Origin of the sequence: Helicobacter cetorum (genome assembly GCF_900198405.1) — a bacterium.
Taxonomy (GTDB): Bacteria; Campylobacterota; Campylobacteria; order Campylobacterales; family Helicobacteraceae; genus Helicobacter; species Helicobacter cetorum_C.
Map to the genome: position 1 here is coordinate 13738 of NZ_FZMR01000036.1, position 21706 is coordinate 35443.

Genomic DNA, 21706 nt, shown 5'->3' on the forward strand with positions numbered 1-21706 from the left:
CATGGGTTTTCATCATAAGACTTGAAACTACAAAGCATATACTACAAGTTTATTAGCATGCCAAATCGCCTCTAAGGGTGTGTCATAAAGAGAGCTTAAATTTTTTGAAGTCATAGCGATTTGAGTTGTAGCTTGTAAAAAAAGTTTTTTATCTTTGAGCATGACTACATGCGTAGAGTGCCTAGCTACTAGATTAGGGTCATGGATATTGACTAAAACGCTCAATTCTCGTTTTTTCATCTCCTCTTTAATCGCATTAAAAAAAAGGGCTTGATTTTTTAAATCCAAAGCGCTCGTAGGCTCATCTAGCAATAATAAGGGCGTTCTTTGTAACAAACTTCTAGCTAAAAGCACCATTTGTCGTTGACCGCCAGATAAATCATTGATGCCTTGCTCTTTTAAATGCGCTAAATTCAAACGCTCTAAAATATTGGTTGCCTCTTTAATATGCTTAGCTTTTGGCATAGCAAATAAATTCAAATGTGTCGCCTTTCCCATTAAGACAAAATCTAGCACGCTAAAATTAAAGGCATAATGCTCCTCTTGAGGAATATAAGCAATCAATTTAGCTTTTTCATAAGGTCTTAGGGGTAAAATATTTTTGTTACAAGCCTTAATTTCAGTTTCTTCTAAAGGTTTTAAAAGCCCTAAAAGGCATTTTAAAAGCGTGGTTTTACCCGAGCCATTAGGCGCTAGAATGCTTGTAATGCTGTTTTTTGGCACATTAAAACTAAGCTTGTCTAAAATGAGTTTTTGTGCGTATTTAAAAGACAAGTTTTTAACTTCTAAAACCATTATAACCCCCTAGTTTTAAACAAAAGCCATAAGAAAAAGGGCGCTCCTAAAACGCTTGTAGTAATACCTACCGGTAAATCATAAGGCGTAATGGTCTTAGCAATCACATCAGCTAAAAGCAAGAAAAACGCCCCCATTAAAAGAGAGCCTAAAAGCAATTTTTGCAAATTCGCCCCAAAAAAGAGCCTTGCTACATGTGGAATAACTAATCCAATCCAGCCAATCGTGCCAGACACGCTTACTGCTAAGGCACTTGCCATGCTCACGCACACCAAACAAAATGAGCGTAAAAGCACCGGATTTATGCCTAAACTTAAACTTTGTGCATCGCTCAAACTCAATAAATTGATACGCCACCTCAACAAAAAAAGCGGGATAAAACCTATAGCTAGTCCTATTAAAGCCACCAAGCAATCCTTATAACTACTCAAAGACAAGCTCCCTAAAAGCCATACTACAATCGCTTGCGCTTTTTGAGGGATAACAAAAAATTTAACCGCTCCTGCTAACGCTCCTAAAAATGCGCTTAATACCACGCCAGATAACACAAGTGAAAGAGCTGAATTACCTAAAACTCTATTGAGTGCCAAAACCGCTAAACTCGCTAAAATCGCTCCTAAAAAGGCTAAAAGAGCGACATTAGATTCAAACACCGCTATAGCTAATGCCACTCCTAGCATAGCCCCACTAGAAATGCCTAATAAAAAGGGGTCAACAAGAGGGTTTCTAAAAATCGTTTGCATAACTACCCCACTCCCTGACAAACTAGCCCCCACTAATAATGCTAAAATCACTCTTGGTAAGCGTATTTCTAAAATAATAATACTTAAAGAGCTTAACTCTTCGTTATGCAAAAAATGGTTTTTAACATTCTTTAGCACTTCTATCCATTCATTGAGACTTAATTGCTCGCCTCCAAAAAGTAACACCAACACCGCTAAAACTAAACATGCCATTCCCACTTGAAAAGCGCTAAGAGTTCTAGTCATACACCTTTCCCAAGAACAATTTTTCTAAAAAGACAATCATGCCATTTAGTTGGCAAAATACTATGTAAAAACAATAAAAATTTTGCTCTCATGCCAACCACACAACGAGTTTTAGGGCTTTTTTGAGCGATTAAAGACATGATTTTTTGTGCTACTTTTTGAGTTGAAAGCGCATGCTCATATAAACTAGAATAAAATTCTCTCGTAGTGTTTAATTCTTTGGTATAAGTGCTATTAGAGTTCTCAAACTGCCTATCATCAAACGCCACACTATCCCAATTACTCCTAATAGGACCTGGTTCAATCAAGCATACCTCCACATTAAATGGCATAAGCTCCATGCGTAACACATCGCTATACGCCTCTAAAGCATGCTTACTCGCATTATAATAACCCAAAAAGAGCATGCCCATGCGTCCTGCCATAGAAGATAGATTGATAATTTTAGAATAAGGTTTATTTTTCAATAAAGGCAAAAGCGTTTGAGTTATTTCACAAAGGGCAAAAAAATTCACATCAAACTGCCTTCTAGCATCTTTTAAAGGTGTGTCTTCTAAGCTCCCAAACAACCCATAGCCAGCTGAATTAATCAACACATCACAATGGCTTTCTTGAGATTTAATTCTAGTTAGCACTTCTTGCAAACGGATAGAATCGCTCACATCTACATCTATAGTTTCACAAAACTCATTCTCCAAAGAAGAACAAAAGCTTGCATGCCTAGCTAGGGCATAAACTTTATAACCTTGTGCTAACAATAGCAACGCACACTCTAGTCCAATCCCAGAACTAGCCCCCGTAACAACAGCAATTTTTTTTTCTATTTTATCGTTTTCTTGACTCATTTTAACTTCTCATTTTGCTTTAAAATATTATCTTTTAATTATTTTCACTAGTTCACCTAAATGTTACTGAATTTTTACTAATATATAGTTTTTAGAATGTCTGTGTTAAAAAAAGGCATTCTTAAAAAATTTAATTAAGGAGCTTTCATGCCCAATTCTTTAGAAACTAACCAAGCTACACAAGAGAACCACTTTAATTGTTTAGTAGACACTTCTGACCCCACAAAACTTATGATGAGCTATCTTGTTGTGCCTACTATGGCTAATTTTAGCAATGTCATGCATGGGGGGGAGTTGCTCAACTTATTAGACAAAGTGGCTTATGTATGCTCCACTCGCTATTGCGGTAAGGGCACAGTAACTTTAAGTGTAGATGGCGTAACCTTTAAGCACCCTATCCCTGTAGGCAATTTATTGACCTTTTTAGCTAGTATCAATTATGTGGGTAACACTTCTTGTGAAGTAGGCATCAAAGTGTTAAGTGAAGATTTTAAAACCCATGTGGTAACGCACACTAACTCATGCTATTTCACTATGGTGGCTGTAGAAAATGGCAAGCCTTCAGCGATGCCCAAATACGAGCCAAAGACCGATAGAGAAAAACGCCGTTATGAAGGCGCGTTAAAACGCAAAGAAATGCGCATGGAGGGCTATTTGACAAGCGGTAAAATTGGAACCATTAAAAAAAGTGTCAAAAACGAAAAGACTGCTAAAGCTAAAGCCAATGAAATTGAGGTTGAGAAAAACACTGATGGACAAGTAGGATATTTAAAAGGTGGGAAAATCCAAATCCAAGAAACCAACTAATTTTTCTAGCCCAAAAATTTAAGCATGCCTTTTAAAGGGCATGCCTTAAAAAATCTTAAGGATGCTAAAATTTAATGATATTTTTTAATTATTTATTAAAGGCCAACCAAGTTTTCATTCTGCTTATAAAAACCTCTTGCAATACCGACCAAGACAACAAACAATCCTATATAATAAATGCTCTTAATAGTTTGAACTCAATACGCAAAACACCCTTATCAATATTCAAAACATTACTTCTTTAAATTTTCTAATATGATCGCAAAGAATATTCAGATGCAAACGATACCCTAAATAGCTTTAAGAAGGCAAGAAAGATTATTGCAAAATAGACGCCTCCCATAAGTTGCGACTATGTGGATAAATTTTAATAGGAGAGTTTATCATGGGTAAAAAACCTAGACAGTTTCCTTAAAAAAATTATTCTTGACCTATGATGGTCATAATAAAATGGTTAAAAATAAAACTCTTTAAGATTTCAAATTTATTTTAATCTAGCCCTAATTGTTCTTTTAAATAGCGTTCTTTTTGTGGGGCTATGGTATTAAGTTCGTTTTGTAGGGTCTTAATTTCTTTTTCTAAGATTTCAATTTGGTTAATGATTTCTTGTTGATTTTTTAGGGGTGGGAGTGGGATTGTAATATTTTTTTACCCTATCAATAGAAGCCCTTAATACCCTTGAAAAACACAATTCGTGTCCTGCAATTTCTAACACATACGCTAAATAAAAGGGCTCAATAACCGCTTTTTTAACACGCAAATAACCGCAATGGTCGGTTGGGTAAAAGCTGCAATTAGCTCGCATAACATTTACCATCCAGTCTCCATCAATTTATCAAATAACGCTTGCTTGTGAAAAATCATTCAATAATTGCTTGTCTATAAAACCAAAAGGCTCAAAAACATTCGCACTATAAATAGGGAATTTTCCTTTCTCTTGGATTTCATTTTTTAAAACTCTTTTTCCTATGCTGATTTCAAAAATAGCGTTATCATTTAATTTTTTGGTTAGCTTATTGGTATAAGCCTTGTAATAATTGTTTGATTTCTTGTTGATACTCTTTGGTACTCATTCTTATTTGTTGGAATTTAGCGTCTAAATCTTGTAAGTGCTTAATGATTTTGTTCTTGGATTTCTAGGGGTGGTAAGGGGATTTTAAGGGTTTGTATTTTACTTGAAAGATTACTAATATTTGAACCTACAAATAAACATTTTATTAATTTTTTTAAAAATATAATTAAATATATAGAAAATAAAATTTGTTTTTGCCTTATTTTCATTTATGCGTCTTATTCTCATAAATCCACCTGCATAATAAGGTGTGTAATTCTAAATGAAAGCAACTTTTCATAAATGGTTTAAACTTCCACTTGAAAAGAATATAAAAATATTATTTGCTTTTAATTTGTTTAATTTCTTCCATTTTAAAATTATAATGTCTCTAAACTAGCAAGACTTTTTTAAACCTATTCTTTAGCACATTACATAGTAAATTTCTATCTTTGCACCGCTTAAACTCACATATTTAAATGGAGTTTAAAATTAATTTTTACACCATAAATTTTAGCAATCGCCTTTTAGTAAAAGAACTAAAAACTTTCAGTTCTATTGATATGAATATTGTCATCTAGAGCAAATTCACTTTGATAATGATTAACCCTAAAATATTCATCAAGCCATGCATTAGCAAGTCTATCATAGTGTCTCTAACCAATTTGTATAAAACAAATACTTTTAGGTTTAATTTTTTGATTGATAATGTCTTTTAATGTGGTTTTCTTAATATCTTGTACTATTTTAAAGACTTCTCAATTTATCAAGAATATACCAAATTCAGGTTGTTTTGAAGTCCCTCTATCTTTTTTAGATTTAGTGTTAATTTCCCCTTATTCTTGTAACTCCAAAATAGCTTGCATCTAATTCTACTTGGCCTATAATATTTTGATTTTAGTTATTTTGTATAGAATGGTTTTATTCTCTAAACTTATTGTAATATTTATTAGTTGTATTGCAATTAATATTTGATAATCGGCAAGTTTAGAGTAGCATTTAAGTTATTACAAAAATAAGAAAAAGTATTTTTCTAATTTTATAAGTGCTTAAAGCAGATTATTAGATAGTATTATCAGCATTGTTATACGATAATGTTAGTCTAGAGCCTAGATAAATATAAAAATAATTACCTAAAATAAAATATCAAAGAAATAAAGAAAACAAAGGAGGGTATTTAAAAAATAAAATCTAGGGCAAGAATTAAAAAAACATGCTCCTAAAAAATAATCAAAGCAAGAATTACTTGTAGGACATAATTATCTAGATGAAACTATTTGCAAAAATTGGCTTTCATTGCTTACTGAGATAAAAAAGACCTAGCTTTAAATGAGACGAGTAAGGCTAAAAGCATCTTAAAACAAAATTTCTATTCTATAGAACACCCAAATATTCTACAAGCTTTAATAGCGAGTAAAAAAAGGAGATCTATCAAATCAATCCTTTTGATTTCTCAGATAAGCAGGAATGTCTAAATCTTCTTCGCTTGTAGGGATTCTCCCTCCATTGACTACCATTCTGGGTTTAATAGTAGACTGAGTTGCCGTAGCGATATTCTCTAAAGGGGTAGGTTCTTCATCTTTAGATTTCTCAGAACCCGTAGCAATGAGAGTTACACGCACTTGGTCAGCTGGAAGAGTATCTCGCTCAATATAGCTAAATTTCACCATGGAATCTTCATGTGCACGCTCATAAATAATATCTTGTGCAGCCCAAAGTATCGCTGCGGGATAACCCTTTGGATACTCAAAGCAAGCAATAACACCCATAGCTCCATTAATAGAAATATTATCAAGCAAGGGTGATTGAATAGCGTTTTCCATTGCTGTAACAGCTGCATTTTCGCCAATGGCTTCTCCGATGCCCATTAGAGCAAATCCCTTAAAGCCAAGAACGGTTCTTAAGTCTGCAAAATCTACATTAACCTTGCCTTTTTGGGTAATAATGCCAGAAATTCCACTTACGGCTCTCACCAACACATCATCAACTTCTCTAAAACATTCGTCAATACTAGCAGCTGGCTTCATTGTAGAGCGAAGTTTTTCATTAGGGATAACCACAATAGAATCGCTCACACTCTTTAGCTCTTCTAAGCCACTTTCAGCTTTTTTTGTGCGGTCTCTGCCTTCATTTCTAAAGGGTTTAGTAACAACGGCAACGGTTAAAGCTCCCTCTTTTTTGGCAATATCAGCAACCACCGGTATCGCACCAGTTCCTGTGCCTCCGCCAAGTCCTGTGCAGACAATAACCAAATTTGCACCCTTAGCAAATTTTCTAATCTCATCAGCACTTTCTTCAGCTGCTGATTTACCCACCTTGGGATCCCCTCCAGCTCCTAAACCATTTGTAACTTCTTTGCCCAAACGGATTTTAATCTGCGTAGGATTATCTTGGAGATGTTGTTCATCAGTATTAGCCACAATAGGGATAACGCCATGATGCATGCTAGTTTCAATAAGATGTCTAACCATGTTGGAACCCCCACCTCCTATACCAATTACAACAATTTTAGTCTCTTTATGGGGAGAGTCGGTTATTTCTTGAATGCTCGCTTGACCGATGTCTTTATCCTCGACTCTTGCCTCTTGAATCATAGCCATTTCCTTCAATATAATTCTGCTCTAAGCTCTGCTTGCTGTTAGCAATTTAGTGTTCTTACTATTATAGCATCTTTTTATAGTATTTTGATATTGAAAATTATGGTTTTTTCTTTGATATTGTTATTTTTTATGCAATTTTGATAAGTGTATCTAAGTGTTTAGAGTCTTGCATTGGCTATCTTTAGATACTATAAAATATATTTAAATTATATTTAATATATTAAAATTTTTAATTATGTTAAAAATAATTTTATAAATTATAATATAATAAAATAACACTTAAATCAATACCAAAGAATACTCCTTTGCTCTAAAACATAGTAGAAAATTTTTCAAAAAGTTTTTTGAAAAAACCTTTATCTTCAGTAGATTTGGTTATGGGAAGTTTATCTTCCTTAGAAATTAAATTACCTAAATCTGGGGTAGTTTGAGATGTTGTAATAGATGTTTGAGGTGTTGTTTCAAGAGGGCTTGGATTGGGTCTTCTAGCACTATTATTGTTTTCATGATAGCGAATAACCCCTTTAGAGTCTCGCTCATAGTTAGTATGCCCCCCCACTTTATACAAGATTAGCCCCATAACTACTGAAAAACGAGGATCTTTCAAATCTTCAAACATACCCATAACACCATTTTCCATAGGAGTGGCTAGACGCACAGGATAATTGGTGAAATAAGTTTTGGCTAACTCTTTAATGCCTTTCATCATAGTCATTCCACCTGTTAATACGACTCCACCACCTAAATGCTTTTCAAGCCCACTTGTTTGAATGCACTTATGGATTATTCTAAAAGTTTCTAAAGCTCTTTCTCTCATGATTGGCTGAATATCACTAAGAGGCACAACATGATTTTCCTTGCCATCTGAGCCTATTGGAGGGACTTGAATATTGATAGATTGCACATCTTCTTCACTCTCAAAAGAAAGGTCGCCATATTTGATTTTTATTTCTTCTGCATGGGGAAAAGAAGTGTTGAGCATATGAGATAAATCAGAGGTTAGATGGTGTGAGCCTACAGGGATATATCGGTCATAGCGCATAGAATTGCCACTATAAATCATAAGATTGCAAGTTTCTCCACCCATATCAATGCATGCTACGCCTAATTCTTTTTCATCTCTAGATAAAGTGGCAATAGATGCAGCATAAGAATTAAGCACTACATTTTCAATTTCTACGCCTGATTGAATCACAATTTTTTCTAAATTTTCAATATTGTTATTGTCCGTATAAACGATATGAACAAAGACTTCTAGGCGAGTCCCACTCATACCTAGTGGGTCATTCACATCTTGTTTATCTAAAGTGAAACGATAAGGCAATGCATGTAAAATACGCTTGCTGTTATCTAAGCTAGAACTAGTCTTAGTACAAGCGTTATTGACTGCACGATTAATATCATCTATGGTAACAACATTATCTTTTGTGCTTGCTACCCCAGAGCTGTTAATGCTTTCCTCAGCTGCATAGGCTCCAGAAAAAGAGACAATGGCTTTAGTTTTTTTGATAGGGCTATGGGGCGATGTTTCAAAGGGGAGAGAGATATGGTTAGGGGATTCATAAGTGTTTAGTCCTGCCATTTTTTTGGCATTGTTAATAACCTCCTTAATCACGCTAGAGGCCTCTGAAAGGCTATTGATACGCCCTTTTTTAATCCCTTTAGAATCTTGATGTGCAGTGCCAATAATGCGTAAAATTCCATCTCTAAGTTCTGCTACTATAGCACAGATTTTCCTAGAGCCAACATCAACTCCTAAAATAATTTCTTTTTGTTCCATCATAGATTCCTTAATATTTATTTTACTGAATGTATTTGACAATTTTATAGCGTTTTTTAAGCTCTTCTATTAAAGCACGATCAAATAAATCGGTTTTAATATTGCCTATTAGGCGTCCCAAGTATTGATTTTCTTCTGCATTAAGCGTGTGGTTAAAATCTTGTTGAGTGATTTTATAGAGAACAACCTTGTTATTTAAAGCGATAAAACCACTACTTTCTTGGCGGTTTAATAGGGTGTTGACAAATTTAGCGCTTTCTTCTTGGGTAAGCACATCAATAGTGCCCTTGAAACCAGAGCTGACATAGCCTATATTTTTTCCCTTAAAATCCTTAAGTTTTTCTTTTGCTAAAGTTTGCAGTGCTTTGAGAGTTTTTTCTTGAGTCAAACGAGTTTTAAGAGTGCCTTTAGCCTCATCAAAATTTTGTAATTCGTCTTTAGTTTTAGAGACAAGTTGCACTACTATAAAACCATCTTTAAAGGGTTCTGGTTTTAGGATTTCAAGGGGTTTGAGTCTATCTAGTTTTTGCGTGATTTCTGTAGTATAGGGAGAGTTATTTTCTTCAAAATTTTGTGTGGTGTAGTTTTCTGTATGCCCTTTTTTTAAGGCAATATAACTTCTCAAGGCTTTTTCATTTGTATTTTGCATATTCAAATCATGCTTGACTTGTTCTTGAATGTCTTTAAAATCTTGTAGTTTTCCATCTTTATCCAAATAAGATGCCTTGTTTTTATTGTAATACTCTTCTAAGTCCTTCAAGCTAGGCTTTTCTAAACTAGCATCAAAGTATAAAGAGCGGGTTTCAAAGCTAGTAGGCTTTTTAAAATCCTTTTTGTGCGTTTCATAATACTTTTTCATCTCATCTTCATTGAGAGAGATTTTGACATCTTTAGGATTTAAGATAAGAATTTCTAACTTATCTTGTAATTTTGCCCAAAGTGATAAACTAGATTGCTCTAAAGGGGTAGTGGTTTTGGGAAATAAAGCACTAATTTTTTGCAAAATTAGAGATTTTTCAACGCTTTCTTCAAAGAGTTTGGGGCGATAATTGTTGGCTTGCAAAACATTTTTATATAGCGTTTCATCAAAAACGCCATCTTTTTGAAAAACGCTTGTTTTTTTAATTTCTTTTGCAATTTCTTGCTTGCTAACTCCAAGCCCTAAATCTAAAGCAAAGTTTCTTAACAACGCTTGATTGATAAGCATATCTAACGCACTTTTTTCTAAATGCATGGCTTTGATTTGTTCTTCTGTTAGCTCTTTAAAATTAGGAATAGACTCAGCATAAGCGTCTTTAAGACGGCGGTATTCTTGGGCTAATTCATTTTGAGAAATCTCAATTTGCCCCACTTTGGCAACACTACCGCTATGGAAAGAAAAGCTATATTGCCCCCAGCCTATCATACCAGCAGCAATAAAAGCAATGGTGCTTATCCATATCGTAATTACTAAATATTTTTTATGCTTTTGCATCCATTCAATCATAAGAACCCTAATTCCTTTAAAATCAAAGATTAAATTTAAAATTGGTGTTTAATGTTAGGTTTAATAAACCTTGTGTAAAATCAAATAGCCTTATTTTAACCAAAGGTTATTAAAAATATCCTTATTTAAAAGAGTTTTTGTAATGAATTTTCAAGAAAATCTAGCCGCTCTAGATCTAGAACATATTTGGCATCCTTGCTCACAAATGCAAGAGCATCAAAATTTTCCTATTATCCCTATTAAAAGGGCTAAAGGAATGTATCTTTATGATTTTAACAATAATGCCTATATGGATTTAATTAGCTCATGGTGGGTGAATCTCTTTGGACATAGTAATGCCTACATCAATAAACAACTCAAAAATCAAATCAATGACTTAGAGCATGTCATTTTTGCTTCTTTTAGCCACAAGCCCATTATTACGCTTTCTCAAAGACTATGCAAACTCACACAATTAGATAAATGCTTTTATGCAGATAATGGCTCATCTTGTATTGAAATCGCTTTAAAAATGAGCTATCATTTTCATTTTTTAGAGAATAAAACCTATCAAAAAAAGCTTTTTTTATCGCTTTCTAATTCCTATCATGGCGAGACTTTGGGAGCATTGAGTGTGGGTGATGTGAAGCTTTATAAAGACACTTACACCCCTTTGTTATTACATAATCTTACTACGCCTGTGCCTAAAAATGACAACGAGATACAAGATTGCTTGAATGCTTTAAAACATTTGTTAGATAAGCATGATAAAGAAATTTGTGCCTTTATTGTAGAGCCACTTTTACAATGTGCGGGAAATATGAATATTTATAGTGAGAAATATCTTAAACAAGCGGTGTTAATGTGTAGAGAAAAAAAGATTCATATTATTTTTGATGAAATCGCCACAGGGTTTGGACGCATAGGGACAATGTTTGCTTATGAGCAATGTAAAATTAAACCTGATTTTTTATGTTTGTCTAAGGGGATTAGTGGGGGGTATTTGCCTTTAAGTGTGCTACTAACTCATAATGAAATTTATAATAAATTTTATGCCCCCTATGAAGAAAATAAAGCGTTTTTACATTCGCATAGCTATACAGGAAATGCCCTAGCATGTGCGTGTGCAAATGCTACGCTAGATATTTTTGAAAAAGAAAATATTATTGAAAAAAACCAAGTTTTAAGCGAATTTATTTTTAGCACTCTTCAAGAGGCATTAAAGGATTTGATAAAGCAACAAGTGGTGTGTAATTTAAGGCATTTGGGTATGGTTTTTGCCTTTGAAGTGTCTCTTCAAACTACAGAGCGTTTGAGTTTGACTATTTTTAAAAAAGCTTTAACAAAAGGTTTGTTATTACGCCCCTTGAATAATACGATTTATCTTATGCCCCCTTATATTATCACGCATAAAGAAGTTGAAAAAGCGGTTATGGGTTTAGTAGAAATTATTAATGAATTAAAAACCTAGAAAGTGTTTTTAAGCAAGTTTAGGTTACAATAGGGGATAAAATAAATTAATTTAGAGGGATAGCATGAAAGTGAAAACATCAACAAACAAGCGTGTATTAGTGAAATTTTCTGGCGAGGCGTTAGCTGGAGATAATAATTTTGGAATTGATATTCACATTTTAGATTATATTGCTAAAGAAATTAAAACATTAGTAGAAAACGATATAGAAGTAGGGATTGTAATAGGGGGAGGTAATATTATTAGGGGGGTTAGTGCGGCTCAAGGTGGGATAATTAGACGCACCAGTGGGGATTATATGGGAATGTTAGCCACCGTGATTAACGCAGTAGCTATGCAAGAGGCTTTAGAGCATATTGGCTTAGATACAAGAGTGCAAAGTGCGATTGAAATTAAAGAAATTTGTGAAAGCTACATTTATAGAAAGGCTATTAGGCATTTAGAAAAGGGTAGGATTGTGATTTTTGGAGCAGGCACAGGAAATCCCTTTTTTACTACTGATACCGCTGCTACTTTAAGAGCGATTGAAATTGGGGCTGATTTAATCATTAAAGCCACTAAAGTAGATGGTATTTATGATAAAGACCCTAATAAATTTGAAGACGCTAAAAAATTAGATACCTTGAGTTATAATGAGGCGTTGATTGGTGATATTGAAGTGATGGACGATACAGCTATTTCTTTAGCTAAGGATAATAAACTTCCTATTGTAGTATGCAATATGTTTAAAAAAGATAATTTATTACAAGTGATTAAGCACCAACAAGGCGTATTTTCTATGGTAAAATAACGCCTTTATTAAGCCAAACTCCATACATAAAGGACTAAAAGCGTTGAAGAAAGAAAGAACTGAAAGCTTGGTAGCTCAAGCATTAAAAAATATTGGCAATGACCGCTATGTGTTAGACAATCTGGTGTTTGCTCGTGTGAAGCAGTTGAATGCTGGGGCAAAAACTTTGGTGAATATGGATCCCAAGCGTCATAAATTAGTGGATATTGCCATTAGAGAAATCGCTGAGGGAAAAATTGATATAGATAGGATAGATGAACGAAATTGATAAGTCCGTTGATGTCGGCTTTTTACGCATTCTTGATGTTATTAAAAAGGTTAAGACCCCAAAAAGTGGGATTGAAATACTAAGAACCTTAACGGATTTCACGCCAAAAATTGAGAACGCTTTAGCTCTAGCGGTAAAATGCCATAAGGGGCAACAAAGAAAGAGTGGTGAGCCTTATATTGTCCATCCTATTTGTGTGGCAAGTATTGTAGCCTTTTGTGGGGGCGATGAGGCTATGGTATGCTCAGCACTTTTGCATGATGTGGTAGAAGATACGGATTGCAGTATTGAATATGTTAGGCAAGAATTTGGGCAAGATATTGCTAACCTAGTAGATGCACTCACTAAAATCACTGAGATCAGAAAAGAAGAATTAGTAGTGGATGCTCAAAACCCTAGAATGGTGGTTTCTGCACTCACTTTTAGAAAGATTCTTATTAGTGCGATAGAAGACCCTAGGGCTTTGATTGTTAAAATCAGCGATAGATTGCACAACATGCTGACCTTAGATGCTTTGCCTAATGATAAGCGGGTGCGTATTTCTAAAGAGACTCTAGCGGTGTATGCCCCTATAGCAAGCCGACTAGGCATGTCATCAATTAAAAATGAATTAGAAGATAAGAGTTTTTACTATATTTATCCTGAAGAGTATAAAAATATTAAAGACTATTTGCATAAAAATAAGCAATCTTTAATGCTAAAGCTCAATGCCTTTGCGAGCAAGCTAGAAAAAATGCTCTTAGATAGTGGCTTTATAAGCTCAGATTTTAAGCTAGTAGCTAGAGTAAAACGCCCTTATTCTATTCATCTTAAGATGCAACGAAAGGGTGCGGTTAATATTGATGAGATTTTGGACTTACTAGCGATTAGAATTTTATTGAAAAATCCTATTGATTGCTATAAGGTGCTAGGGATTATTCATTTGAATTTTAAGCCTATAGTCTCTCGTTTCAAAGATTACATTGCTCTGCCTAAGGAAAATGGCTATAAGACAATCCACACAACTATTTTTGATGAATCTTCTATTTATGAGGTGCAAATCCGCACTTTTGATATGCATGCGGGAGCAGAGTATGGTAACTCAGCCCATTGGAAGTATAAATCTGGTGGCGTAGATACAGAATGCATGCGTTGGCTACAGAATTTTAAATACCAAGATAGCGATTTTAAGGCTAATCCTAAAGAGTTTTATGAGCTTGCCAAGAATGATTTGTATCGTGAAGATATTGTTGTTTTTTCGCCTAATGGGGACACTTATACTTTACCGGTGGGAGCGATTGCTTTAGATTTTGCTTACATGGTGCATAGCGATTTAGGCGATAGAGCTACAAACGCTTATATCAACAATAAAAAAGCCTTACTCAATCAAGAATTAAGAAGTGGCGATGTGGTTAAGATTGTTAAAGGCGATAAGATAACGCCTCGTTTTATGTGGATTGACCAGCTTAAAACTTCTAAGGCTAAAAACCATTTGCGTATCCAAAGAAAAAACCGCTTGAAAGAAATTGACATAAAAAGTATGATAAATATTTTGAAAACTTTTTTTGGGCAACCCTTGTTTGAGAACTTAGATTTAAAAGATTATAAATTATTTGAAGAAAAGTTAGCGAGTTATGGGGTAGAGACCACGCTTGTAGAGGCGATGAAAAATTTTGAGCTTTTAGCTAAGCTCACTAAGGAAATAGAAGAAAAAATCATACCTTTAAAAGAAGAAGTTCTTTTGGAGTATAAAGAGGCAAGTTTATGGGCTCGTGGTCTAAGGTATCTAGGCTTTAAAACAAATATTTTGAGTTTTTTAGCACCTACTAATCGCCAATGGCAATGCGTTGAGCTAGAGCATTTTACTATCTGCACAAGCAATGCCTTAGAAATCAAACAGGTGTTATTGAATGATTGTTGCCATCCTAAATATGGCGATGAAATCATTGCGATTGTGATGAACTCTAAAGAGCCAAAAGCGATTGTGCATCATAAATTTTGTAAAGAGGCTATGATAGATGTAGATGCTAGTCAGCCTATGATTTATGTGGAATGGCATAAAAGAGACAAGACTATTTATAAAATGATGTTTTATTTAGGAGAGCGAAAAACGGTTTTAGCTCATTTATTGGCTTTTTTAACTAAAAATGAATGTAATATAGTAGGGGTTTCTTATTCGGGTTATAAAGATAGTTATTCGCCACATTGTGAAGTATGTTTTGAAGTAGCAACCGATAGAGCAGATTTTATGAGAACTTTATTAAATAGAAAGTATCAAGATAGAATCGTAGAGTTTTCTAGTTTGGGCGATGCTTACGAGCTGTAGTATAATAAGCCCTAATTAAGTTTGTAGGAATAAAAATGGAACAAAAAGTTAGTGTAGCCTTAAGAGAGATTGCTAGAGGCACTAATGAAATCATTGGATTAGAATACATTGAAAAGCTTGTTAGAAAATATTATGAAACTAATGAGCGTTTTATTGTTAAAGCAGGGTTTGACCCTACAGCTCCAGATTTGCATTTAGGGCATACGGTATTGATTCAAAAGCTTGCTTTATTACAGCAATATGGGGCTAACATAAAGTTTTTAATTGGGGATTTTACCGCCATGATAGGTGATCCTACAGGAAAAAATGAGACCAGAAAACCCCTAAGTCAAAAGCAAGTCTTAGAAAATGCTAAAACTTATGAAGAACAAATCTATAAGATTTTAGATAAAAAATTCACTGAAGTGTGTTTTAATTCCACTTGGCTTAATGACTTAGGCACAAAAGGCATGGTAGAATTGTGTGCCAAGTTTTCAGTCGCTAGAATGCTAGAGAGAGATGATTTTACCAAACGCTACAAGGAAAATCGCCCCATTAGTATGGTAGAATTTTTATACCCTTTATTACAAGGCTATGATTCAGTGGCTATGAATGCGGATATTGAGCTTGGGGGCAATGACCAAAAGTTTAATTTGCTTGTGGGGCGCTTTTTACAGCGAGCTTATGGCTTGAATAAAGAGCAGTCTGTAATCACCATGCCCTTATTAGAAGGGCTTGATGGGGTGCAAAAAATGAGTAAAAGCTTGGGTAATTATGTGGGGATTACCGAAGAGTCTAATTCCATGTTTGGTAAAATGATGAGTATTAGCGATGAGTTGATGTGGAAATACTACACTCTCTTAAGCACTAAAACTTTAGAAGAAATTGAAAGTTTGAAAAATAGCGTTTTAAATGAGACTTTACACCCTAAAATGGTTAAAGAAAATCTTGCTTTAGAAATTGTAACCCGCTATTATGATGAGAATAAGGCGAATATGGCTAAAGAGCAATTTGCTAAGGTGTTTAGCTCCAATCAAGTGCCACAAGATTTGCAAGAAAAAGAGTTTGATGAGGGTGTTGGGATTTTAGAAGTTTTAAAAAATATCGGTTTTTGCCCATCTACTTCACAAGCAAGGCGTGATATGCAAGGGGGTGGGGTAAGAATTAATCAAGAAGTCATTAAAGATGAGGCTTATCGCTTTGTTAAGGGGTCTTATATTGTGCAATTAGGCAAGCGAAAATTTATGAAATTAATTATCACTAAAGGATAAAGAGCGATGGCATCCACACTCAAACCGCTAAAAATCGGTAAACACACCATAAAATACCCTATCTTTCAAGGAGGCATGGGTGTTGGGATTAGTTGGGACGAATTAGCTGGAAATGCTGCTAAAGAGGGTGTTTTAGGGGTAATTTCAGCTGTAGGGACTGGCTATTATAAAAACATGCGTTTTGTAGAAAAAATTATTTCCAAGAAACCTTTTGAGGCTCTGAATTTTTACTCTAAAAAAGCTTTGAATGAGATTTTTGCAAATGCTAGAAAGATTTGCGGAAACAATCCTTTAGGGGCTAATATTTTATATGCTATCAATGATTATGGTCGTGTGGTAAAAGACGCTTGTGAGGCTGGAGCTAATATTATTATTACAGGGGCTGGTTTGCCTACAAATATGCCTGAATTTGCTAAGGATTTTAGCGATGTAGCATTAGTGCCTATTATTTCTTCAGCGAAGGCTTTAAGAATACTTTGCAAAAGATGGAGCGATAGGTATAAAAGAATTCCGGATGCTTTTATTGTGGAAGGGCCATTGAGTGGGGGGCATCAGGGTTTTAAATACGAAGATTGTTTTAAAGAAGAGTTTCAGCTAGAAAACTTAGTGCCTAAAATCGTAGAGGCTTCTAAAGAATGGGGGAGTATTCCTATTATTGCTGCTGGTGGGGTTTGGGATAGAAAAGATATAGACACTATGTTAAGTCTTGGAGCGAGTGGGGTGCAGATGGCGACTCGTTTTTTAGGCACTTATGAATGTGATGCTAAAGTGTATGCAGAACTTTTGCCTAAATTAAAAAAAGAAGAAATTTTATTGATAAAATCGCCTGTAGGCTATCCAGCAAGAGCGATTAACACAGGGGTTATCAAGCGTATTGAAGAAGGCAATGCTCCCAAAATCGCATGTGTGAGTAATTGTGTAACGCCTTGTAATAGAGGTGAAGAAGCCAAAAAAGTGGGCTATTGTATTGCTGATGGTTTAGGACGCAGTTACTTGGGTAACAGAGAAGAAGGGCTTTATTTTACGGGGGCTAATGGCTATAGAGTAGATAAGATTATTAGTGTGCATGAATTAATCAAAGAGCTCACAGAGGGTTAATTTGTAGTGCTTGTGAAATTAGGGGTTTTTGCGTGTCTTTTTTTGTTTCATTTTGCCTATGCCACAACCCTTAAGATTATAGATATTGTGCCTTTTGGTTCAAGCAGTGTTAGGATTACTTTTAATCAAGAGATTAAGAATTTTAAAGAAGTTTCGCTCAAAAATTTTAAGAGTTATTTAGAATTAGAAGCTATTTTAACCCTTCCTAAAAAGCATTATCAATTTTCTAAAGAATCTTTTATCACCATAGCACAATTTAATCCTAACTTGGTGCGAGTGGTAATTGGCTATACCCCTAAGACAACCTATGAAGCGAAACTTCTTAAAGATAAACTCTATGTTTCTATCGCACCTAAAAAAACACCCTTAGTGGGGAATAAGATAACACAAAAACATGTCTCTAAACCCATCAAAATGGAGGCAAACCATAAGGAAAAAAGACTGATAAAACATTCACATTCTAAGTTGAACGAAAGAAGCTCTAAGAAAGAGATTCCTAAGAAAGAGATTCCTAAGAAAGAGATTCCTAAGAAAGAGATTCCTAAGAAAGAGATTCCTAAGAAAGAGATTCCTAAGAAAGAGATAAAAAATGAGAATAAGAACCAAATCTCTCTAGTAGAAAAAAATGATATTTCTATCAAAACAAAGCACAAAAAAACTAAAAAAATTGTCTTAGATGCTGGGCATGGGGGAAAAGATTGTGGGGCGATGAGCGTGAATTTGGTTTGTGAAAAAGACATCGTTTTAGAAGTGGTGAAGTTTTTGAATAAAGAGCTTAAAAAACGGGGCTATAGTGTTTTATTGACAAGAGATAAAGATGTTTATATTGATTTGGTAGCTCGCACAGAATTTGCTAATAAAAAAGGGGCGAACTTATTTATCTCAGTGCACGCTAATTCTATTCCTAAACACTCCACTTCTAATGCCCACGGCATAGAGACTTATTTTTTATCCACAGCAAGAAGCGAGAGGGCTAGAAAAGTGGCTGAGCAAGAAAATCAAAACGATGTGAACTTAATGGATTATTTTTCTAAAAGTTTATTTTTAAATTCGTTGAATACGCAACGATTGATTGTGTCTAACAAACTAGCTATTGATGTGCAATATGGCATGCTTCAAAATATTCGCAAAGCTTACCCTGATGTCGTAGATGGGGGGGTGAGAGAAGGGCCTTTTTGGGTGTTAGCTGGGGCTTTAATGCCTTCGGTTTTAATAGAAATTGGCTATAATTCTCATGCGATAGAATCCAAACGCATTCAGAGCAAACCATATCAAAAAATCTTGGCTAAGGGAATTGCTGATGGCATTGATAGTTTCTTTAGCAAAAATGATTAGGCTATAGATGAATTTTTATCAAAAGATATACACACATAAAGTCGTTTTTTCTTCTTTGTTTTTTTTGCTGTTTTTGTTTAATATAGAAACCTTGTTGTTTTCACATTTTAGCGATGATTTTTCGCAATTATTTTTCTTGTTTGAAAATCATGTTTATGATTTTATCATCGGATTAGATTATTTGGGGTTGATAGGGGTTTCTTTAATCTATCTGTTTGTGCTTATTTGTAAGCCCTTTACTTTGTCGCGTCAAAAATGTGCTTGTATGGGGATACTATGGCTTTCTATTTATGCTTGGAACTTTCCTATTGAAAATTCTTTAATGGTGCTTTATGGTTTCTATTTTGTGCTTTTGGGGACTTTATTGTGGCGTTTTTTAGGGGCTAGCTTGAAGCAGTCTTTCTTGCCTTCTATTAATATTTGCATTGTATGGATTTTTGCTTCTTCTTTACAGAGTTTTAGATTTTTAGATGTATCTGATTATGTGGATTTTTTACTTTTTACTCTTGCTCTTACTTTGTTTGTATTAGTTTTATCCTATCATAAACGCCTTTTTGGGTTGTATGAATACGCTAACACACTCATTTTGATTGTAGGGCTTGGTGTTATTGTGTTATGCTCTAGCACGCTTATGCAGACAAAAGAGTATTACGGCATGCGATTAGGTTTTTATCTCTTAGGACTGCTTGGCTGGCTTTTAGAATATGTGCACACTAGCTTAAAGCGTCTTGAATACCGCTAATCAATAAAAATTTTTTCTATTTTTTAAGTTTTTAACAAACTTCAAAAATCTTTTAATTCTTATTTTACTTTTATTTCGCTACAATTAAAAATTATTTTTATTTCATTCGTAAAATCATTTTAAAAGTTTTTTAGTTTTAACCATTGAGTGTCAAGTTTTTAATTTTTTGCTCTAATTTCTCAAACTCCTTTAGATTTTCTAAACTTTCAGAAAAGTTTTGCAAATAATTTTCTAAATCTTTGTAATTTGTGCTTAAAAACTCTTTAAAAAATCTCTCACCCCTATAAATATGAGAACTTTCAGGGATATAAATATTACCTTTCATTTTCTTATTGTTAAAGAAAAATAAAATCGGCTTTATTTTATCAAAAGAATTAAGTTTAAATTCATTTAATAAATACGCATAAGTTTTAATAAATTTTCTATTTATATCTACAAATTTACCGGTATCGTGGTCGTCATTATATTTAATTTCCAAATAATAAATATTTGAATTTCTAGTATCTTTAAAAAGTAAGTCAATATCATGTTTAAACAAAACGCTTTTTTCATTCTTAGAATTGTTTTCATAAATTTTTAAGCATAAATCTCTAAAGGCTATCTCTACATCATTGTTTTGTGTTTGGCATTGTGTAATGTAGTTATCAATTAGGTTATCACTTGTTAATGGTAAAGAAAATTTATTGCTTTTTCTACCGCTATATTTTTCTAAAATTTTGTAATGATTTTCATTAGCGATTAAATTTTTCATTAAAACTTCTATGAAATTCCCAAATTGAATGTTCATACTCTGTAAAATCCCCCCTAAAATGCGGTATTTCTTAGGAATAAAATGCACTTTTGCTTGGTGTTTTTTAATAATGTTTTTTAATTTTTTATCATTCGCACATTTTTCTATAATCTCTCTTGTGCTTTTAACAATCAATTCTCTAATATTATTTTGCATCGCATTCCTTTTGATAAATCGTGCGTAAATCATTAAGGGGTATAAACGCTCCCTTATAGGTTACATAAAAATAATCCCAGCCATTATGATTAATTTTATTTAAAATTTTAGCACTCATTTTATGGATAGATAATTCTTGTTTTTCATCATCTAACACGTTTCCATTTTTTAAAATTTCACATTGTAATTCTTTATTTTTAGAGTATAAAAATTGCCCTACTTGTAAATAACCTTTTTTTATTAGGTCTTTCATAGGCACTTTAGGGGGCTTAGTTTCTAAAAGCCCAAGTGCTGTAATATCCAAATCTAGTTTTTGATTTTCAATCCTATTTGTAGCAATTTGAATATATTGACTCTCTTTTTCAATACCGATAAAAAAACGCCCCAGTTTTTTAGCTATAGCTCCTGTTGTGCCTGTGCCAAAAAAGGGGTCTAAAACTAAATCATTAGGTTTAGTAGCCATTAAAAGTAGTTTTTCTAATAAAATTTCAGGTTTTTGTGTGGGGTGGGCTTTCTCTTTGTTTTCATCTTTCAAACGCTCTTTACCTATACATAAAGGTATTTCCCAAACGCTTTTTTCTTGCTTGTTATTGTTTAAATATTTCATAGTTTTATAATTAAAGGTAACTTTACTTTTTTGATTTTTAGCACACCAAATAAGGCTCTCATGGGCGTTACACAATCTAGTTCCAGCAAAATTAGGCACAGGATTGCTTTTGTGCCAAATAATATCATTAAGTATCCAAAACCCTAAATTTTGCATTAAATACCCTAAGCGATAGATATTTTGAAAGCTCCCTATCACACAAATACTGCCATTATCCTTTAAGATTCTTTGACACTCTTTTAACCAAGTAAAACAAAAATCATCGTAATGTTTAAAATCCTTAAATTTATCCCATTCTTCATCTAACCCATTAAATTTTGTGCCACTAGGTCTTAAAAGCTCGCCGGTAGTTTGCATAAAATAAGGTGGGTCAGCAAAGATAAAATCAATGCTTTTATCTTTAATGGTTTTTAAAACTTCTAAACAATCACCTTGTAAAATTGTGTTTTTTTCTAGCATAAAATTCCTAATCTTTTAGAAAAATTATAACATAGCATTTTTAAAACTTTTAGTTAGTCATTAGATAAATGCCAAACAACCCCCAATCTTCTAAACCCATAGC

17 protein-coding genes and 2 pseudogenes are annotated in these 21706 nt (G+C 33.8%); 9 read left to right on the plus strand and 10 right to left on the minus strand.

What is annotated here, in order from left to right; all coding sequences use genetic code 11:
* Window positions 1-27 precede the first annotated feature (27 nt).
* Genes C6H25_RS08135 through C6H25_RS08145 form a run of 3 tightly spaced genes read right to left on the minus strand, consistent with a single transcriptional unit; the run spans window position 28 to window position 2629 of the window.
* The gene (locus C6H25_RS08135; protein ID WP_104748924.1) at window positions 28-795 is read right to left on the minus strand and encodes an ABC transporter ATP-binding protein; all 768 of its coding nucleotides are present in this window, start codon (window positions 793-795) and stop codon (window positions 28-30) included.
* Window positions 795-1784: a FecCD family ABC transporter permease gene (locus C6H25_RS08140; RefSeq protein ID WP_199768962.1), complete on the minus strand. Its 990-nt coding sequence runs from the start codon at window positions 1782-1784 to the stop codon at window positions 795-797. The genes C6H25_RS08135 and C6H25_RS08140 overlap by 1 nt, the downstream gene beginning before the upstream one ends.
* On the minus strand, window positions 1781-2629 hold the full coding sequence (locus C6H25_RS08145) for an SDR family NAD(P)-dependent oxidoreductase (protein ID WP_104748925.1): 849 nt from the start codon (window positions 2627-2629) through the stop codon (window positions 1781-1783). The genes C6H25_RS08140 and C6H25_RS08145 overlap by 4 nt, the downstream gene beginning before the upstream one ends.
* A 147-nt stretch (window positions 2630-2776) precedes the next feature.
* Between C6H25_RS08145 and C6H25_RS08150 the strand changes: the two are divergent.
* Window positions 2777-3298 (plus strand): annotated as a pseudogene (locus C6H25_RS08150) (acyl-CoA thioesterase); the annotation flags it as partial.
* A gap of 733 nt (window positions 3299-4031) precedes the next feature.
* On the opposite strand, the gene C6H25_RS08155 reads toward C6H25_RS08150, so the two are convergent.
* The 5 genes and pseudogenes from C6H25_RS08155 to C6H25_RS08170 form a co-directional block, all read right to left on the minus strand.
* A complete protein-coding gene (locus C6H25_RS08155; protein WP_104748927.1) occupies window positions 4032-4253 on the minus strand; it encodes a hypothetical protein in 222 nt (73 codons plus the stop codon).
* Between the two features lie 296 nt (window positions 4254-4549).
* On the minus strand, window positions 4550-4717 hold the full coding sequence (locus tag C6H25_RS09120; protein ID WP_158653912.1) for a restriction endonuclease subunit S: 168 nt from the start codon (window positions 4715-4717) through the stop codon (window positions 4550-4552).
* A 1206-nt stretch (window positions 4718-5923) separates the two neighbouring features.
* Window positions 5924-7081, minus strand: a complete 1158-nt coding sequence (ftsZ, locus tag C6H25_RS08160; protein ID WP_104748928.1) for a cell division protein FtsZ — start codon at window positions 7079-7081, stop codon at window positions 5924-5926.
* Between the two features lie 504 nt (window positions 7082-7585).
* A pseudogene (gene ftsA, locus C6H25_RS08165) lies at window positions 7586-8867 on the minus strand (cell division protein FtsA); the annotation flags it as partial.
* 22 nt (window positions 8868-8889) lie between these two features.
* Complete coding sequence (locus C6H25_RS08170) at window positions 8890-10353, minus strand: peptidylprolyl isomerase (RefSeq protein WP_104748930.1); 1464 nt, start codon at window positions 10351-10353, stop codon at window positions 8890-8892.
* A gap of 142 nt (window positions 10354-10495) precedes the next feature.
* On the opposite strand from C6H25_RS08170, the gene C6H25_RS08175 reads away from it, so the two are divergent.
* From C6H25_RS08175 to C6H25_RS08210, 8 genes are all read left to right on the plus strand, one after another.
* Entirely contained in the window at window positions 10496-11803 is a 1308-nt protein-coding gene (locus C6H25_RS08175) for an adenosylmethionine--8-amino-7-oxononanoate transaminase (RefSeq protein WP_104748931.1), read from the plus strand.
* Between the two features lie 64 nt (window positions 11804-11867).
* Window positions 11868-12593, plus strand: a complete 726-nt coding sequence (gene pyrH / locus C6H25_RS08180) for a UMP kinase (RefSeq protein WP_104748932.1) — start codon at window positions 11868-11870, stop codon at window positions 12591-12593.
* 43 nt (window positions 12594-12636) lie between these two features.
* Entirely contained in the window at window positions 12637-12861 is a 225-nt protein-coding gene (locus tag C6H25_RS08185; RefSeq protein ID WP_014661514.1) for a DNA-directed RNA polymerase subunit omega, read from the plus strand.
* The gene (locus tag C6H25_RS08190) at window positions 12848-15166 is read left to right on the plus strand and encodes a RelA/SpoT family protein (protein WP_104748933.1); all 2319 of its coding nucleotides are present in this window, start codon (window positions 12848-12850) and stop codon (window positions 15164-15166) included. The genes C6H25_RS08185 and C6H25_RS08190 overlap by 14 nt, the downstream gene beginning before the upstream one ends.
* Before the next feature lie 35 nt (window positions 15167-15201).
* Window positions 15202-16416, plus strand: coding sequence for a tyrosine--tRNA ligase (gene tyrS / locus C6H25_RS08195; protein WP_104748934.1), 1215 nt, complete (start codon window positions 15202-15204; stop codon window positions 16414-16416).
* 6 nt (window positions 16417-16422) lie between these two features.
* Entirely contained in the window at window positions 16423-17514 is a 1092-nt protein-coding gene (gene fabX / locus C6H25_RS08200; RefSeq protein ID WP_104748935.1) for a decanoate oxidase/trans-2-decenoyl-[acyl-carrier protein] isomerase FabX, read from the plus strand.
* Window positions 17515-17520: 6 nt separating this feature from the next.
* On the plus strand, window positions 17521-18849 hold the full coding sequence (locus C6H25_RS08205; protein ID WP_104748936.1) for an N-acetylmuramoyl-L-alanine amidase family protein: 1329 nt from the start codon (window positions 17521-17523) through the stop codon (window positions 18847-18849).
* Window positions 18850-18856: 7 nt separating this feature from the next.
* A complete protein-coding gene (locus C6H25_RS08210) occupies window positions 18857-19591 on the plus strand; it encodes a hypothetical protein (protein WP_104748937.1) in 735 nt (244 codons plus the stop codon).
* A gap of 136 nt (window positions 19592-19727) precedes the next feature.
* On the opposite strand, the gene C6H25_RS08215 is transcribed toward C6H25_RS08210, so the two are convergent.
* Together C6H25_RS08215 and C6H25_RS08220 are read right to left on the minus strand one after the other, a co-directional pair.
* Window positions 19728-20537, minus strand: a complete 810-nt coding sequence (locus C6H25_RS08215) for a HinfI family type II restriction enzyme (protein WP_104748938.1) — start codon at window positions 20535-20537, stop codon at window positions 19728-19730.
* Entirely contained in the window at window positions 20527-21603 is a 1077-nt protein-coding gene (locus C6H25_RS08220; protein ID WP_104748939.1) for a DNA-methyltransferase, read from the minus strand. The genes C6H25_RS08215 and C6H25_RS08220 overlap by 11 nt, the downstream gene beginning before the upstream one ends.
* Window positions 21604-21706 lie beyond the last annotated feature (103 nt).

Excerpts from the sequence above, each read along its gene's own strand:
- C6H25_RS08135 (WP_104748924.1), bottom strand. The coding sequence starts at position 795 with ATGGTTTTAGAAGTTAAAAACTTGTCTTTTAAATACGCACAAAAACTC.
- C6H25_RS08140 (WP_199768962.1), bottom strand. The coding sequence starts at position 1,784 with ATGACTAGAACTCTTAGCGCTTTTCAAGTGGGAATGGCATGTTTAGTT.
- C6H25_RS08145 (WP_104748925.1), bottom strand. The coding sequence starts at position 2,629 with ATGAGTCAAGAAAACGATAAAATAGAAAAAAAAATTGCTGTTGTTACG.
- C6H25_RS08155 (WP_104748927.1), bottom strand. The coding sequence starts at position 4,253 with ATGGTAAATGTTATGCGAGCTAATTGCAGCTTTTACCCAACCGACCAT.
- C6H25_RS09120 (WP_158653912.1), bottom strand. The coding sequence starts at position 4,717 with ATGAAAATAAGGCAAAAACAAATTTTATTTTCTATATATTTAATTATA.
- ftsZ (WP_104748928.1), bottom strand. The coding sequence starts at position 7,081 with ATGATTCAAGAGGCAAGAGTCGAGGATAAAGACATCGGTCAAGCGAGC.
- C6H25_RS08170 (WP_104748930.1), bottom strand. The coding sequence starts at position 10,353 with ATGATTGAATGGATGCAAAAGCATAAAAAATATTTAGTAATTACGATA.
- C6H25_RS08175 (WP_104748931.1), top strand. The coding sequence starts at position 10,496 with ATGAATTTTCAAGAAAATCTAGCCGCTCTAGATCTAGAACATATTTGG.
- pyrH (WP_104748932.1), top strand. The coding sequence starts at position 11,868 with ATGAAAGTGAAAACATCAACAAACAAGCGTGTATTAGTGAAATTTTCT.
- C6H25_RS08190 (WP_104748933.1), top strand. The coding sequence starts at position 12,848 with ATGAACGAAATTGATAAGTCCGTTGATGTCGGCTTTTTACGCATTCTT.
- tyrS (WP_104748934.1), top strand. The coding sequence starts at position 15,202 with ATGGAACAAAAAGTTAGTGTAGCCTTAAGAGAGATTGCTAGAGGCACT.
- fabX (WP_104748935.1), top strand. The coding sequence starts at position 16,423 with ATGGCATCCACACTCAAACCGCTAAAAATCGGTAAACACACCATAAAA.
- C6H25_RS08210 (WP_104748937.1), top strand. The coding sequence starts at position 18,857 with ATGAATTTTTATCAAAAGATATACACACATAAAGTCGTTTTTTCTTCT.
- C6H25_RS08215 (WP_104748938.1), bottom strand. The coding sequence starts at position 20,537 with ATGCAAAATAATATTAGAGAATTGATTGTTAAAAGCACAAGAGAGATT.
- C6H25_RS08220 (WP_104748939.1), bottom strand. The coding sequence starts at position 21,603 with ATGCTAGAAAAAAACACAATTTTACAAGGTGATTGTTTAGAAGTTTTA.